Origin of the sequence: Salinivirga sp. (assembly GCF_035268865.1) — a bacterium.
In the GTDB taxonomy this organism is placed as follows: Bacteria; Bacteroidota; Bacteroidia; order Bacteroidales; family Salinivirgaceae; genus Salinivirga.
In genome coordinates this window covers 15,677-28,553 of the sequence record NZ_DATFKB010000202.1, presented here as the reverse complement: position 1 = coordinate 28,553, position 12,877 = coordinate 15,677, and the positions used below count along the sequence as shown (strand labels likewise).

Annotated in this window: 14 protein-coding genes; 5 read left to right on the top strand and 9 right to left on the bottom strand. The window is 38.6% G+C overall.

Annotated features, from left to right (window positions below; genetic code table 11):
- The 3 genes from VJ937_RS12170 to VJ937_RS12160 form a co-directional block, all read right to left on the bottom strand.
- On the bottom strand, window positions 1–1,083 hold a 1,083-nt coding region (locus tag VJ937_RS12170), incomplete at its 3' end, for a hypothetical protein (protein ID WP_324067484.1).
- A 447-nt stretch (window positions 1,084–1,530) separates the two neighbouring features.
- Window positions 1,531–2,349 carry a hypothetical protein gene (locus VJ937_RS12165; protein WP_324067482.1) on the bottom strand — a complete coding sequence of 273 codons (819 nt, stop codon included), beginning with the start codon at window positions 2,347–2,349 and terminating at the stop codon, window positions 1,531–1,533.
- A gap of 29 nt (window positions 2,350–2,378) precedes the next feature.
- Window positions 2,379–3,110 carry a hypothetical protein gene (locus VJ937_RS12160; RefSeq protein ID WP_324067480.1) on the bottom strand — a complete coding sequence of 244 codons (732 nt, stop codon included), beginning with the start codon at window positions 3,108–3,110 and terminating at the stop codon, window positions 2,379–2,381.
- Window positions 3,111–3,442: 332 nt separating this feature from the next.
- Between VJ937_RS12160 and VJ937_RS12155 the strand changes: the two genes are divergently transcribed.
- The 4 genes from VJ937_RS12155 to VJ937_RS12140 are packed head-to-tail and all read left to right on the top strand — an operon-like array spanning window position 3,443 to window position 5,469.
- The gene (locus VJ937_RS12155; RefSeq protein ID WP_324067478.1) at window positions 3,443–3,724 is read left to right on the top strand and encodes a DUF2089 family protein; all 282 of its coding nucleotides are present in this window, start codon (window positions 3,443–3,445) and stop codon (window positions 3,722–3,724) included.
- Window positions 3,721–4,317, top strand: a complete 597-nt coding sequence (locus tag VJ937_RS12150; protein ID WP_324067476.1) for a hypothetical protein — start codon at window positions 3,721–3,723, stop codon at window positions 4,315–4,317. Before VJ937_RS12155 ends, VJ937_RS12150 begins: the two co-directional genes overlap by 4 nt.
- Window position 4,318: 1 nt before the next feature.
- The gene (locus tag VJ937_RS12145) at window positions 4,319–5,272 is read left to right on the top strand and encodes an alpha/beta hydrolase (RefSeq protein WP_324067474.1); all 954 of its coding nucleotides are present in this window, start codon (window positions 4,319–4,321) and stop codon (window positions 5,270–5,272) included.
- Window positions 5,269–5,469 carry a DUF5808 domain-containing protein gene (locus tag VJ937_RS12140; RefSeq protein ID WP_324067472.1) on the top strand — a complete coding sequence of 67 codons (201 nt, stop codon included), beginning with the start codon at window positions 5,269–5,271 and terminating at the stop codon, window positions 5,467–5,469. Before VJ937_RS12145 ends, VJ937_RS12140 begins: the two co-directional genes overlap by 4 nt.
- Window positions 5,470–5,539: 70 nt before the next feature.
- Here VJ937_RS12140 and VJ937_RS12135 read toward each other — a convergent pair whose 3' ends face one another.
- From VJ937_RS12135 to VJ937_RS12110, 6 genes are all read right to left on the bottom strand, one after another.
- Window positions 5,540–6,118: an ATP-binding protein gene (locus VJ937_RS12135; RefSeq protein WP_324067470.1), complete on the bottom strand. Its 579-nt coding sequence runs from the start codon at window positions 6,116–6,118 to the stop codon at window positions 5,540–5,542.
- The gene (gene pnuC, locus VJ937_RS12130; RefSeq protein ID WP_324067468.1) at window positions 6,108–6,749 is read right to left on the bottom strand and encodes a nicotinamide riboside transporter PnuC; all 642 of its coding nucleotides are present in this window, start codon (window positions 6,747–6,749) and stop codon (window positions 6,108–6,110) included. The genes VJ937_RS12135 and pnuC overlap by 11 nt, the downstream gene beginning before the upstream one ends.
- 29 nt (window positions 6,750–6,778) lie before the next feature.
- Window positions 6,779–8,383 carry a S41 family peptidase gene (locus VJ937_RS12125; RefSeq protein WP_324067466.1) on the bottom strand — a complete coding sequence of 535 codons (1,605 nt, stop codon included), beginning with the start codon at window positions 8,381–8,383 and terminating at the stop codon, window positions 6,779–6,781.
- 188 nt (window positions 8,384–8,571) lie between these two features.
- Entirely contained in the window at window positions 8,572–9,588 is a 1,017-nt protein-coding gene (locus VJ937_RS12120) for an ABC transporter ATP-binding protein (RefSeq protein WP_324067464.1), read from the bottom strand.
- Window positions 9,588–10,610, bottom strand: coding sequence for an iron ABC transporter permease (locus VJ937_RS12115; protein WP_324067462.1), 1,023 nt, complete (start codon window positions 10,608–10,610; stop codon window positions 9,588–9,590). The genes VJ937_RS12120 and VJ937_RS12115 overlap by 1 nt, the downstream gene beginning before the upstream one ends.
- 2 nt (window positions 10,611–10,612) lie before the next feature.
- The gene (locus VJ937_RS12110; protein WP_324067460.1) at window positions 10,613–11,734 is read right to left on the bottom strand and encodes an ABC transporter substrate-binding protein; all 1,122 of its coding nucleotides are present in this window, start codon (window positions 11,732–11,734) and stop codon (window positions 10,613–10,615) included.
- Window positions 11,735–12,230: 496 nt separating this feature from the next.
- Here VJ937_RS12110 and VJ937_RS12105 point away from each other — a divergent pair, with 496 nt between their 5' ends.
- Window positions 12,231–12,695 (top strand): DUF4168 domain-containing protein, encoded by a 465-nt coding sequence (locus VJ937_RS12105; protein ID WP_324067458.1) that lies wholly within the window; start codon window positions 12,231–12,233, stop codon window positions 12,693–12,695.
- The last annotated feature ends 182 nt before the right edge of the window (window positions 12,696–12,877 follow it).

The following is a 12,877-nucleotide window of genomic DNA, read 5'->3' as shown; positions in this document are numbered from 1 at the left end:
AAACTTAGGATTGTGTGCTTTTAATCCATCATAATATACATTCATGTCAGCTTTAAGGTTGTGAAAAATATCTTCTGTCACATGCACAATGCCTGATCTTTTACGACCAATAACTTCCCCCTTATTATTTTTAACTGGTTTCCAGTCAATGGCTGTTGCTTTTGCCCCTTTGTTGGCATAATCGTCTGCTTTGCTCATATTGCCAAGCAAGTAATTGGCTGTAGCAAGATTGTAGTAAAGTGCGAATACACTTCTGTCGTTTACAGCTGCATCTTTTCCGGGCTGGTATTTTTTAAGTAGACCTTCCCAAATGGCAATGCACTCATTTACTCCTTTTTCAAACTCGGCTTCACCTTGTTGAGTTCTGAATTTTCTGGCAAGCTCAAGGAATTTTTCCTGTGCCTCTTCTTGCTTGTCGTCATCAGTACCTTTTAGTTTTCTGATCGTATAAACTTCAATGGGTACATATTCATGTTTCAATGCGTACTTGCGCATAATTTCGTTTTTTGCCCAGCCTCTGGAAATTCTCACGCGATCATTATAAAGGTCTTCTCTTGACTGCAATGGACCTGCTGTTGAACTTCCTTTACCTGCTACCCAAAATGGTCCTGCTTCTTCTATGAGTTTTTTGCCGGGCATGCTGTAAAGTTTATACTCAACTTTCACTTCAGATTCGGCTCCATCATAAAATTTAAGGGGCTCGGATGGTGTTTTAATTAGTTTTTTGTCGTAGAAAAATACTTCAAGTAACAGATCACCTTCAGTAGGGAATATTTCAGGAATTAAATTATATGTGCGTTCTGCAGCTTCTTTGTCGGCGAGCATCCCGCTATTATCTTCGATTGAAACCCCAAACTTGGCGGCCGCTGCCGAAGCTTTTTTTGTGGCCTCTGCTACTTTCTCGCCAGCTCTTGCTTTTTGGGTTGTTTTAATGGTTAACGTACTGAATTTCTTCTTTGCTGTAGGAAGTTGTACAAATCTTATTCCTGTACTCTCTGATTTAAAAGGTGCTCTTAATTGAGCTGTAGCCGGAATCGAAAATGCTACAATAAGAACGAATAGTAATAAATTTTTAATTTTCATAATGATATAAATTTAAAATTCAACTTGAATGAGTTTTTAGTTGTTTCTGAAGTATTGGTTGCATGAACTTAGGAATTTGAAATACTGTGAATCGTTTTTTTTTTGCAAAAAGATCGATTGCACTACTACGCTTCTGTATAGTAGGAGTTTGAGTTTTTTTAATTTTTTTGAATAGCTTATCGGCACCTTGAATTATTAGTCTGAAGAAATTACAAAAGTTGTGAAATCTCCAAATAACGATTACCCTGTGATTTTAATGAAAAACCAGGTGGTTTGTTCTGTCTTCTTGTGTGGAAAAGGTTTCTGCAAAAGCGCTGTAGCCAGCTGTTGAGTAAAGGTTAAAATGAGTAGTCAGCACCTGCTTAACTCAGAGGTGGATATTAAAAGCTTTGAAATTGATCTGGATTATAGTATTATAAACTGTTGTTTAATTGGTGAAAATGACTGCTAATTCACAATAATTTTGCCTACAAATAGTAAGTCAAAGTTTTCTCCAATTAGTTTCCAGTAATATAGGCCGGGGTTTAATTCGGGGAGTTTATATTTGTTTTCTGTGGTGATTTTTCTGCGCACTTCTTCACCGTTATTATTGAATATTTCTACATACAGTGTGTTGTTATCGGGATTTTTCCACTCGAGTACAGCTCCTTTTTTATACTGCATTTCAGCGTTTGTAATTACTTCAATGCTTTCTCCACGGTAACCGCCCTGCATGTTTTTATACATTCTTTCAAGTTTGGGATTTGGCTCATAATAGGCTAAAAGCTTATTGTTTGTAGCTTTTTTATCAGTCTTATTTTTGTGCTCGGTTACCTCAGCTTTAGCAAGGGCAGGTTCTTCGTTTTGTATCTCTATTTTTGAAACAGTGCTGTCAGATGTTGTGTCCTTTATTTCGTTATTTTCAGATTTTGCAAGTCCCTGCTTTTGCTGCATATCATGCAGGTCAGTTTCATTATTCCAGGGTATGTTTAAAATCAGGGCAAAAGCTATAATGGCAGCTGCTGCGGCTACGCCAAAAAGTATTTTTGTATTGTTTCCGCTCAAAGTTCGTGGCACCTGGGGTGTGTCATTGTTTTTGAATGGTATCTCAATAACTCCAGTGTCAGATGAGAGTTCTGCCACATTGATTACTTCTTCTGCGCATTGATCACATTCGGTTAAATGCATACGCCAGCCTTCCGGGAGCTGTTCGTAAGTATTGTTGTTGATAGCATCAGCAATACTTGCAATTTGCTCCGGATTTAAATGTTGTATTTCATTTTGCATGATCAATGTATTTTTGTTTGTATTGCGTATTAAGCTGTATTGTATTGCATCTCAAGCATCACACCAATAGTTTCTTTGTTGTGGAAACTCTTATTTTGGCCATTTAACCTGCGTAATAGCGTATCTATCTGCTTGTTGATCCACATTCTCACAGCATCGCCACCTACTTCTTTGCCTTCAACCAATAAAACCAACTCTGCCAGATTTTGGTTTATCTGTGCTTTTGATAATTCGCTACGCTTTTCAATAATTTTTTGTGCTTTTCCTGTTTTGTCTCCTGCATAATTCCGAATTTCCTGTTCTATTATCGGTATATCATAATAGAACTTTAAAAAAAGTAATACTTTGGCACTTGAACCATTGAAAAGCATTAATGTTGCTCTAAATCTTTTAAGCTCTTCTTTTACCAGAGTTTGTTTTGCGGCGTCAAAACTTACTGTGGAATCCTTAAGAATATTTTTGTCATCATGCTCACTTAATGAGTACCAATGCTTTTGTTCTTTCCGGATTACCTCAGCGCACATACGATTTATTACAGCAATGTAATAAGTCGTGACTTTTGCTTTACCCTGAAATGCGCTGTCTATTTGCTCTTGTTTGAGTAAAAACTTTTCAATTATTGCAGTTTCTACATCTGCCTCTTCTCTTCGTGGTATTGCTCCTCTTGCAATATAGCGCGCAACCACTTTGGTGATCAGCCCTTTCAGCGTATTGAAGTATTCTTCAGATACCTTTTTGTTTAATTGGTTGCGGTATTGCATATGTTTTGAAAAATTTATTCACAAAAATAATAAAATGTTGCAGTTGGAAAATTCCCGTTCGTTGTTATTAGTGAGGCTTTTGGCGATTTTTATAATCTGAAAAACTTTCGTGTAAGTAATACTTTAGACAAAAAAAATTGGCTTTTAGAGATGTTTAAGTGCTTAAGGATGTTGTTCAAAATTCGTGCCGTTGCTAATTGTTGATGAGATGGTGCTGGATTAAATAAATTAAAGGATTAATTAATTAAGTTAAATAATAATTTAATAAAATTAATAAAAGTATTGTAAAAGTTAATTTTAACTTGTAATATTGTTTGTGTAAATTATGAATTATGGAAAAGAAGCTGCCGATTTTGTGCCCGAGTTGTGACTCGGAACTGAAGGTTCAAAGCTTGCATTGTGATGCTTGCGGAACAAATATTAATGGAATGTACAGTTTACCTTTGCTCTTAAAGCTCGATGCCAAAGAGCAGGAATTTATAGTGGCTTTTGTTCAGAGTAGTGGCAGTCTGAAAGTAATGGCTCAAAAATTAAAGCTGAGTTATCCTACTGTAAGAAATATGCTTGATGAGTTGATTGGGAAAATTGGGCACATACAAAAAGAAATGTTATGATAAGAAAACTCATTAATCCATTCAGATATATTGCAGGTGGTTATGCTCTGGCAATTGGAGTTGTGCTTATTGTGCTTACTTCTTTAATTGGTTTTTTTAGCCATACACATTTTCCGGATGTGATTTCAGTAAAACTTGGAACCGACTATACAGTAGGGTATTATATTATTCAGAGTTTGTTAAACTGGATTGTAGTCAGTGTTTTGTTATTTTTGGTATCCATTATTTTCTCTAAATCTAAAGTTCGCGTAATTGATGTTTTCGGAACACAAGCACTGGCCAGAAGTCCGTATTTGTTAGCTGCTCTTGTAGGGTTTTCAGATGCTATGACGCGTTTTGGCGATTATATTCTGTATCATTTAATGAATCAGGGTGAGCCGATACAACTGAGTGATGGAGCTATAATTATTGCTATTTGCCTGATTATTTTTGTTGTTTTAATGACCATTTGGCTTATAACATTAATGTATAATGCATTTAAAGTTTCTGCCAATTTAAAAGAACCCATATCCATATTCCTTTTTATTGGTTCTTTAATCGCTGCAATTATTATTTCTGCATTTTTAAATTTACACTTAATAAAATTTATGTAAAATGAGAAAAGTCGCAATTGTTTTTCTAACCTTATTGATTTCATCTTTAGTGATGGCTCAAAAGTCAGGGTTGAGGACTGACACTGTCTCAATTCAGCTTTCAGACTTGTCTTTACATGCTGTATTGACAGAGCCGACCAATATTGATAATCCGCCAATGGCAGTAATCGTAGCCGGTTCGGGCCCAACAGATATCAACGGTAATCAGCCTCAGATCCAAAATAATAGTTTGAAATACCTCTCTGAGGCTTTGGTCGATCGACAGATCGCAACTTTAAGGTTCGATAAAAGAGGTGTGGGAAAAAGTACCTATACTGAATTTCACGAGTCCGACTTAACTATTGATCGATATGCAAAGGATTTAAAATTAATAATTGATTACTTACAAAAAAATGAGTATTCAGATATTTATGTGATAGGACATAGTGAGGGTTCACTAATTGGTCTTATTGCACTGCAGAATATGGATGTGAGTGGCTTTATCTCAGTTGGTGGTGCCGGAAATAGTGCAGATGTGATTTTAAAAAAACAGCTGAAACCGAAACTGCCAAAAAATTATTTTGAGTCGGTAGTGCAAATTATTGACAGTTTGAAAAACGGACACCTGATTGAGAATGTGCCTCCTCAAATGGGTGCGCTCTTCAGATCATCTGTGCAACCTTACCTTATTAGCTGGTTTAAATACAATCCGGTTAGCCTGATTAAAAACCTTGAAACGCCAGCACTGGTAGTGCAAGGCAGCAAAGATATTCAAATAGACAGGAACGAGGGTCAATTGTTGGCAGGGGGGCGCGAACAGGTTGATTATGTAGAGATCGAAAATATGAATCACATATTTAAAACCATTGAAGGTGGCATGCAGGAAAATATTGAATCATACACGGATCCATCGCTCGAAGTAAACGAACGGTTTATCGAAGCAATTGTGAATTTTATAAATACTGAAAATCCATGAAAAATAATCTTGAAAAAGAGATTTTCGACCCTGATAATTATAAGTTGAGTATCTTTTACTATGACCCAAAAGATAAAAGAGTGGTGGTGCCAAAACAGGATCGTTACCGGGGTTGGACGCTGAATTTCGGCAATTTTTATACTTATCTGCTCATTTTGGCGTGTATTATTCTTGGTGTGGTTCTGTCGGTTTTTTAGTTCATAAAGGTTATCAGATTTTATTCCATTTTGGAGAAAAATCAGTAAAGAAATACAGCATCTGAGCCTATTATAACAATGCTTTTAAGCTGTGGTCGGCTTTAATTGTTTTGGTTAAGTCAGGCAAGCCGGTCAACTTATTCAATGCTTTTGATGCATTGGCCATGCGTTCAGCGCCATGTCCTTTTATAATTTGATAAGGTTTTTGCAGTTTTTCAATTTCGGTACGATAGCGATGGTAAAGTATTTCCCGCATTTTGCCGCCATTTTCTCTAATGGGGTCAGGTTCCCACGGTAAGTCGGGGTAGCACAGCAAAAATGCATCAAAATTCATATGTTTTAGCCATTTCTCCATCTGGTCGGGCAACTTTCCAAAAGCCACATCGAACCATACTTTGGTAATGATCATTTCGGTATCGAAGAAAACAGGATAGGCCGCATCCTGGCAATTGTCGTAAGCATCAATCAGCCACCGGGCGATGTGCTCTATATCGGAAAATTTATAAGGGCGTTCGAGTTTTTCTATGTAATCGCGCGCATATTCCGGAATCCATTTGCCTTTGTAGTATTCTGCAAGTTTCTGTGCAAGAATGGTTTTTCCGGTCGATTCGGGGCCTACTATCGCTATACGGGTACCTTTATGATTCATGGTGTAGATGTTGTCTTTGTAGTTTAAACCTGCGTAAGATTTGCTTTACAGGTCGTTTTTTATAATCCCGTTGCCATTCTATATATCCTACAATTGCCATTGTAGTGTAAATCAGGAATAACCCGGAAGTGGCAAAAAGCGATTTTTCGATGTACAAAATGAGTGAAACAAGATCAATAATGACCCAAAAGATCCAGTGCTCTTTAATTTTACGGGCAAGCATCCAGGTTGCTACAATACTTCCTGCAGTGGTAAAACCATCTCCAATTGGTACATCGGAGTCTGTTTGGTACATCAGAAAAGCACTCATGCCGATCCATAAAATAATCCAGGAGCCCAAAAGCCAGCTCATCAGCATTTTGCCACTACTCGATACAGGGAGTTCCTTTGTAACTTTGCCGCCTTTTTGCCAATGCATCCAACCATAAATGCTAATCACTACATAGTATACCTGAAGCGACATGTCGGCATAAAATTTACTGGTCAAAAAAACGTATATATACAATACGCTTGTCAACAAGCCAAAAAACCATAACCAGATATTTTGTTTGATTGACAGTACAAGGTATATCACACCAAGAATTGCAGCTGTTACCTCAACCCAGTTTTTGGAAAGCCATTCCAGCATCATCATTTTTCCCTTTTCTTCCTTCTTGCACTTTAATTATTCTTCTTCTGGAGTATCTCGTTGTATTTTTTATTGTTAGAGATAATATCCACCGCTTTTTTATAAATGGGGTCCAGTGGGTTAATGAGTTCAAAGTATTCATGGTATCCGTAAAGCGTTCGGGCGACTAAAGCTTTGAGCTGTCGCCTAATGGCTGGTTCTGAACGTTCCATCTCCTCTTTTGTGGGTTCAGTATTATTTTCTTTGCCATATGCAATTAGCCCTTCAAAAAGGTCTTCTGTCATTTTGTAATTGGCCTTGAATGAAGCGAAATCAGGATATTTTTTTAGTAATTTTTTACGATCCCGGTTTATTTCTGTAAGCACATATTGGTTGAAAATGCCCTTTCGCATAAGGTCACGATAATAGTCGCTGTAATGGGTTGTATCTATTGGTACAAATATGTCGGGCATAATGCCTCCTCCTCCAAATACAGTGCGTTGTTTTCTTAATGTTTTGTATTGCAGGGAGTCAGGGAAGTCAATGCTGTCTTTGTGCATGAATTCACCACCTTCATAACGTTTTAAAATATCACGATGATAGTCTTTTACGCCATTGTCGTAGGGTTTTTGAATAACCCGGCCGGTTGGCGTGTGGTAACGTGCTACAGTGAGTCGCATTGCTGATCCGTCAGGCAGTCCAAAAGGTTTTTGCACAAGGCCTTTTCCAAAAGAGCGCCGCCCCACAATTATACCGCGATCCCAATCCTGTACTGCTCCACTTACAATCTCACTGGCAGAGGCTGAGCCTTCATCAATCATGATTACGACTTTACCTTCTTTAAATTCGCCTCCGCTGGTGGCGCTATAGTCTTCCCTTTCGGCTTTTAATCCTTCGGTGTACACAATGAGGTCGTCGTCTTTTAAGAATTCATCTGCCAGGTCAATGGCTGTTTTTAAGTAACCCCCGCCATTGTTGGTTAAGTCAAGTACAATGTTTTCGATGCTTTGCATACCCAGTTGTTCAAGATGCTCATGGTATTCATTCATTGTGGTGGCAGAGAAGCGGTTAAGTTTTATGTATACCGTTTTCTCGTTAATTTTATAGGCTGCATCAAGAGAGTTTATTGGTATTTTGCCTCGCGTAATGGTGAAATCGAGCGGTTTTTTAACTCCCCTGCGTTTAATTATTACTTCTACTTTTGTTCCTCGTTTCCCTCTTAACAAATCAAATACATCTGAATTAGAAAGACCTACGCCGGCTATGTTTTCCCCGTCAACTTTTATGATCTGGTCGCCGGCCATGAGCCCAACCTTTTCCGATGGTCCACCGGTAATGGTAGCCACTACTAAAAGTGTGTCGCGTAATATGTTAAACTGTATTCCAATTCCATCGAAGCTGCCTTCCAGCGGCTCGTTCATTTTTTTTAGATCTTCTTTTGAGATGTATATTGAATGCGGATCAAGATCTTCCAGCATTTTTATAATTGCTGTCTCTGCCAGGTCACTCCTGTCTACTGAGTCAACATAGTATTTATCAATGATATTAAATGAACGGGCAAATTTGTATATTTCATCATCAAAAAGCTGCGCTTTTAACGGTGCTAAAGCCAACAATGTCAAAGCCAGGGTTAATAATATGGCGGTTTTTATTTTCATAGTGAAATTGATTTTCGTTTTTAAAGGATGTATTTTCAATGCATCCCAACAAAATTAATATTATCTGTTGAAACCTGATATTATTATTGACACAAATTGTGCCGTTGTTGTTTTAAATCCGGACCGGGTTTCAGGATTAAACTTTTTTAATGTTAGGTGCAATCAAGTCCTGCTAAAGGTTGCAGGCGTTACTTTAATCCAAGCTTGTACAAATATCTGATAAGATCTTCCAGCGCCTGAAACCGTTGCGTCTTGTCTTCGTATGATACGATCCAGGTGATCTCCCCATTTTGCTCTTCTATGGTTATTTCCGGGAGCCCTTCCCGGGAGCCTGTTTTAATGTGCAGCCTGTCAAGCGCCCGTTGTGTCCATTTAAAAAGGGCTCCTGTACCTTTGAGGTTAACTGTGAATTTATGTTGCCGTTGTATTCTGAATTCATTTTCTTCCGGATCGAAGAAGACCTCGCTGTGTCGGAACAATTCGTTGATGGTATTTTTGAGCACGAGCTCTTCGGGTAGTCCCTGTATGATTTTTTTTTGATCGATAAACCATAACAGATCGGCCGTGCCCAACACAATTTGCAGGTCGTGTGAGGAAAAAAGAATAATTTTTTGTCGCTCATGCGCAAGTTTGCCAAGTAAGTGTAATACCTCAAATTTGTTGCGCACATCAAGAAAAGCTGTTGGTTCGTCCAGCAGAATAATGTCGGTATCTTGTGCAAGGCTTCTTGCAATAAGCACGCGCTGCTTTTCACCATCAGATATTTCACCGACAAATGCATCACGCAAGTGAAAAATACCGGTATCGTGCATGGCTTTGCGAATTTGTTCCCGGTCAGTTTCATGTAACTTACCCACAATGTTGGTGTAGGGGTATCGCCCGTAACTTACAACCTGGTGGACACGCATCATGGAATGCATGTCGTAGTGGGTGCCTACAAAGCTGAGTTTGCGGGCCAGCTCGGGCCTTCCGTAATCCTGCAGTTGCCGCCCCTGAATTTCAATATCGCCCTGCAATGGTGGTTGCAACCCGGCGAGTGTCTTTAATAAGGTGCTTTTTCCGGTTCCATTGGCACCTACCAATGCAATTAGGCTGCCGCGTGGTGCCTCAAGATTGATACATGGAATGATGGTGCGTTTGTTTCTACCCGCACTGTAGCCAACAGACAATTTCTTGAGTTTGATATGTGTTTCGTTTCCTACCATTAAAATACCTGACTTAGATGTCGGTTACGGAATATGATCCAAACTACAATCGGTATCCCTAAAAGTGCCGTTATGCTGTTGATGGGTAAAATGCGGTCGGAGCCAGGTAAATGGGCCACAATATCGCTCATGAGCATTATGGCGGCTCCGGCCAGTAAAGTGCCCGGAATAAGTATGAAGTGATTGGTCGATTTAAAAACGAGCCTTACAACATGTGGTACAGCTATTCCAATGAATCCAATTGGCCCGCAAAATGCTGTTACAGCTCCAGCCAGTAAACTTGTGGCAAGGAAAATAAACAACCGGAATACAAAAATATTAACGCCTGTGGTTTGGGCGTAGTGTTCTCCCAGAAGCATAATATTCAACCCTTTTCCATTGAGCAGGGCAATGAGTACACCGGCACCGGTAGCAAGCCATAATATCTGTAATTGTCCTCCAGTAACATTTCCAAGATTCCCCATTGTCCAAATTACATATGATTTAAGGGCGCCTTCGGGTGAAAAATACTGCATTATACTTACCAGTGCCGAAACTGAACTGCTAAATAGTATGCCCAGAATCAGGATGGTCATGATGTCTTTTACGCGTGTGGAAACCAATAAAAGAAGCAATAACAGCAACCCGCTGCCCAGGAGTGCTGCTGTAACCACGGTCCAGTTTGATAAAACAGCAAGCCGGCTAAACCAACCAAATGTCTGAAAGCCGATAATAATCAAAGCTACGCCTAAACTTGCTCCACTACTAATGCCTAGCACAAATGGTCCTGCCAGCGGATTTCGAAATACGGTTTGCATAATTAATCCGCTAACCGACAGTGCCATACCTGCTGCCACGGCAGTCAATGCACGTGGGAAACGAAAATTGAATAAAATGGTGTGTAAAAAATCGTTGGAGCTTTTATCATTTATCAATTCCCAAAAATCACGTAAAGGTATTAGTATCGACCCTAACAATAGGTCTGCTATGAATAGGGCAACAGTAATTACCGATATCAGTATGATTTTTTGGGCCTGGTTCATGATTATTTTAATTGTTGATAGTAATGAAACGATTTTTTACTGACCTTGTTCGGATGAAAAATACGGATAAGGTCGCCCAGTATCAAATGCGGATTCACCACGCCTGATTCCATATAGTCTGAGCCACCTGATGGTAAGGCCCGACGATTATTATTGAATACTTTCCCGTTTTGGTATGCTTTGAATAATTCAAGTCGCGTATCTTGTGAAACAATATCTTTTAAAGAATTTGCTGTTCCCGGGTTAATCCAATAATCAGCTTCGCCGGCACGTTCATACACAATTTCAGTGTCGTACTGGAAGTTGACCGAGTTGGTATCGTTTTTAAAAACATATGACGCACCGGCATCTTCAATTAGTTTTGCAGTATAGGTGTTGCCTCCCGGTGTATGCCAGGTGTCATTCCAGGGCATGCCTGTAAAAACAGTGGGGTTGCTTTTTAGCGTATCAGTCATATTTGCCAGCTGAAGGTAGGCATTAGAAATGGAATCGAAAAAGTTTTGTGCTTCATTATTTTGGTTGAATATAGCTCCAAAAACCTTTATCCATTCTGCTTTACCCAGTGGATGCTGTTCCATATATTCACCAATCATTACCGGCACTATTCCTGCCCGAATCAAACGTTTTCGAATGGGTTCAATCTCATTTGATATACCATAAAGAAAAACCAGTTTTACTTTCAGCTGCAGTAGTTTTTCGATATTTAGGTTGGTGTCGAAACCTACCTCTTTTATGCCCTGTGTGCTGTCGATATGATGAAAACGGCGGCTGTAAATAAATTGTTTGTCTGATACTGCCACAAGATTGCCAAGCCGGTTCAATTTTTCCAAAAAGGCAATATGTGTAGTTGATATTGCTGCCACACGTCCGGGTTCGGCACGAATAACCCTTAGTCCATCAGGGATTTCGGCCTGACTACTTTCTATAATGGCGTAGCGGTAGTTTATATTTTGGGCGTCTATCCATGGATTTTTAATTTCCAGAAGTGTGTATCCGTCCTTTTGTTCTAGTGAAAAGTGCTTGGCATAATCATTAGTAATAGAGGTGTTCGTTGCTTCTTGTGTTTGTCTCCCGCACGATGCAAAGATGAAAAATATATTGATGATTAATAGAATGCTGCGCATGGTCAATTTTTTTGTCAATGTTATGTTGTTTTAAGCACGCTTTATAATTAGCGGGATGTAATTATTTACAGATAAGAATAACCGATTTAAAAACTATCATTCGCTGAATTGCTTTTTGTCACCTGCTTCAGTTGTTCTTGATTTACTTAGGTTGTTTTGAAAACACAAAACTAAGAATTTTTAAATACTGCATCGGAGTTTTATCTCAATTTGTAAAGTGGGTGCAACAATATTAAAAGAATTTGGATGTCGTTTGGTGTTCTATAAATTTAATTGTTTTTTCGAACCTGAAAATAAATTTTACTTTTGTGTATTGAGTTTAACTACAGGTAGTTTTATGCATAGGAAGATGTTGAAAAAGTATGTAGAATACAATTCCTGCGATTGGTTTTACTTCAATAACAAGGGCGATTTTATAGGCTTGTTAGGGTTGGGAAAATATGATAACGCTTCAAAGCCTTATTTAAACAATAAGAACTAAAACAGAGAGGTATTTATGACGATTTTAAAGAAATTAACAATTTTATTGGTATTGGCACTGGTTTCTATAGGTGTAACAGCACAGAATGCAGTAGACGCTAAAAAACCAAACGACGATGAACTGAAAACTTTTGTAACCATTGTGCAACAGCTGCAGATTATTGATCAGCAAGCTCAAAAGGATATGGTAAAAGCCATAGAAGCTGAGGAGCTTGATGTGAAACGTTTTGTAGCTATTCAACGTGCTGAGGCTGATGCAAAGCAAGATGCCCAGGCTGGTGAAGAAGAAATGCAAAAATACAATGCTGCCAATAAAAAGGTAGCCAAAATCAGAAGCAATGCTCAAAGTAAAATCCAACAACATATCCAGTCGTCAGATTTAACTTTTAAGCGTTACCAAAGTATTTCAAAACAGGTACAAAATGATCCTAACCTGACTCAAAAGGTGAAACAAATGATGCAATCACCAATGGGCAAATAAATTACACTGTTAATTTTTAGATAGATAACATTCTATTGCAAGGAGGCCGGTGCTGAGGACCGGTCTCCTTTTTTTTTGAGTAGTGTGGGAAATACAAACATCACAGGCCTGATTTGAATAATGGAAGTTTGTTCAATTGAAAAAAAAAGACTTAAATTGTAACATTGATGCATATTGAGCGT

Excerpts from the sequence above, each read along its gene's own strand:
- pnuC (WP_324067468.1), bottom strand. The coding sequence starts at position 6,749 with ATGATGCTGGAATGGCTTTCCAAAAACTGGGTTGAGGTAACAGCTGCA.
- VJ937_RS12140 (WP_324067472.1), top strand. The coding sequence starts at position 5,269 with ATGAAAAATAATCTTGAAAAAGAGATTTTCGACCCTGATAATTATAAG.
- VJ937_RS12125 (WP_324067466.1), bottom strand. The coding sequence starts at position 8,383 with ATGAAAATAAAAACCGCCATATTATTAACCCTGGCTTTGACATTGTTG.
- VJ937_RS12105 (WP_324067458.1), top strand. The coding sequence starts at position 12,231 with ATGACGATTTTAAAGAAATTAACAATTTTATTGGTATTGGCACTGGTT.
- VJ937_RS12165 (WP_324067482.1), bottom strand. The coding sequence starts at position 2,349 with ATGCAAAATGAAATACAACATTTAAATCCGGAGCAAATTGCAAGTATT.
- VJ937_RS12120 (WP_324067464.1), bottom strand. The coding sequence starts at position 9,588 with ATGGTAGGAAACGAAACACATATCAAACTCAAGAAATTGTCTGTTGGC.
- VJ937_RS12135 (WP_324067470.1), bottom strand. The coding sequence starts at position 6,118 with ATGAATCATAAAGGTACCCGTATAGCGATAGTAGGCCCCGAATCGACC.
- VJ937_RS12155 (WP_324067478.1), top strand. The coding sequence starts at position 3,443 with ATGGAAAAGAAGCTGCCGATTTTGTGCCCGAGTTGTGACTCGGAACTG.
- VJ937_RS12145 (WP_324067474.1), top strand. The coding sequence starts at position 4,319 with ATGAGAAAAGTCGCAATTGTTTTTCTAACCTTATTGATTTCATCTTTA.
- VJ937_RS12150 (WP_324067476.1), top strand. The coding sequence starts at position 3,721 with ATGATAAGAAAACTCATTAATCCATTCAGATATATTGCAGGTGGTTAT.
- VJ937_RS12115 (WP_324067462.1), bottom strand. The coding sequence starts at position 10,610 with ATGAACCAGGCCCAAAAAATCATACTGATATCGGTAATTACTGTTGCC.
- VJ937_RS12110 (WP_324067460.1), bottom strand. The coding sequence starts at position 11,734 with ATGCGCAGCATTCTATTAATCATCAATATATTTTTCATCTTTGCATCG.
- VJ937_RS12160 (WP_324067480.1), bottom strand. The coding sequence starts at position 3,110 with ATGCAATACCGCAACCAATTAAACAAAAAGGTATCTGAAGAATACTTC.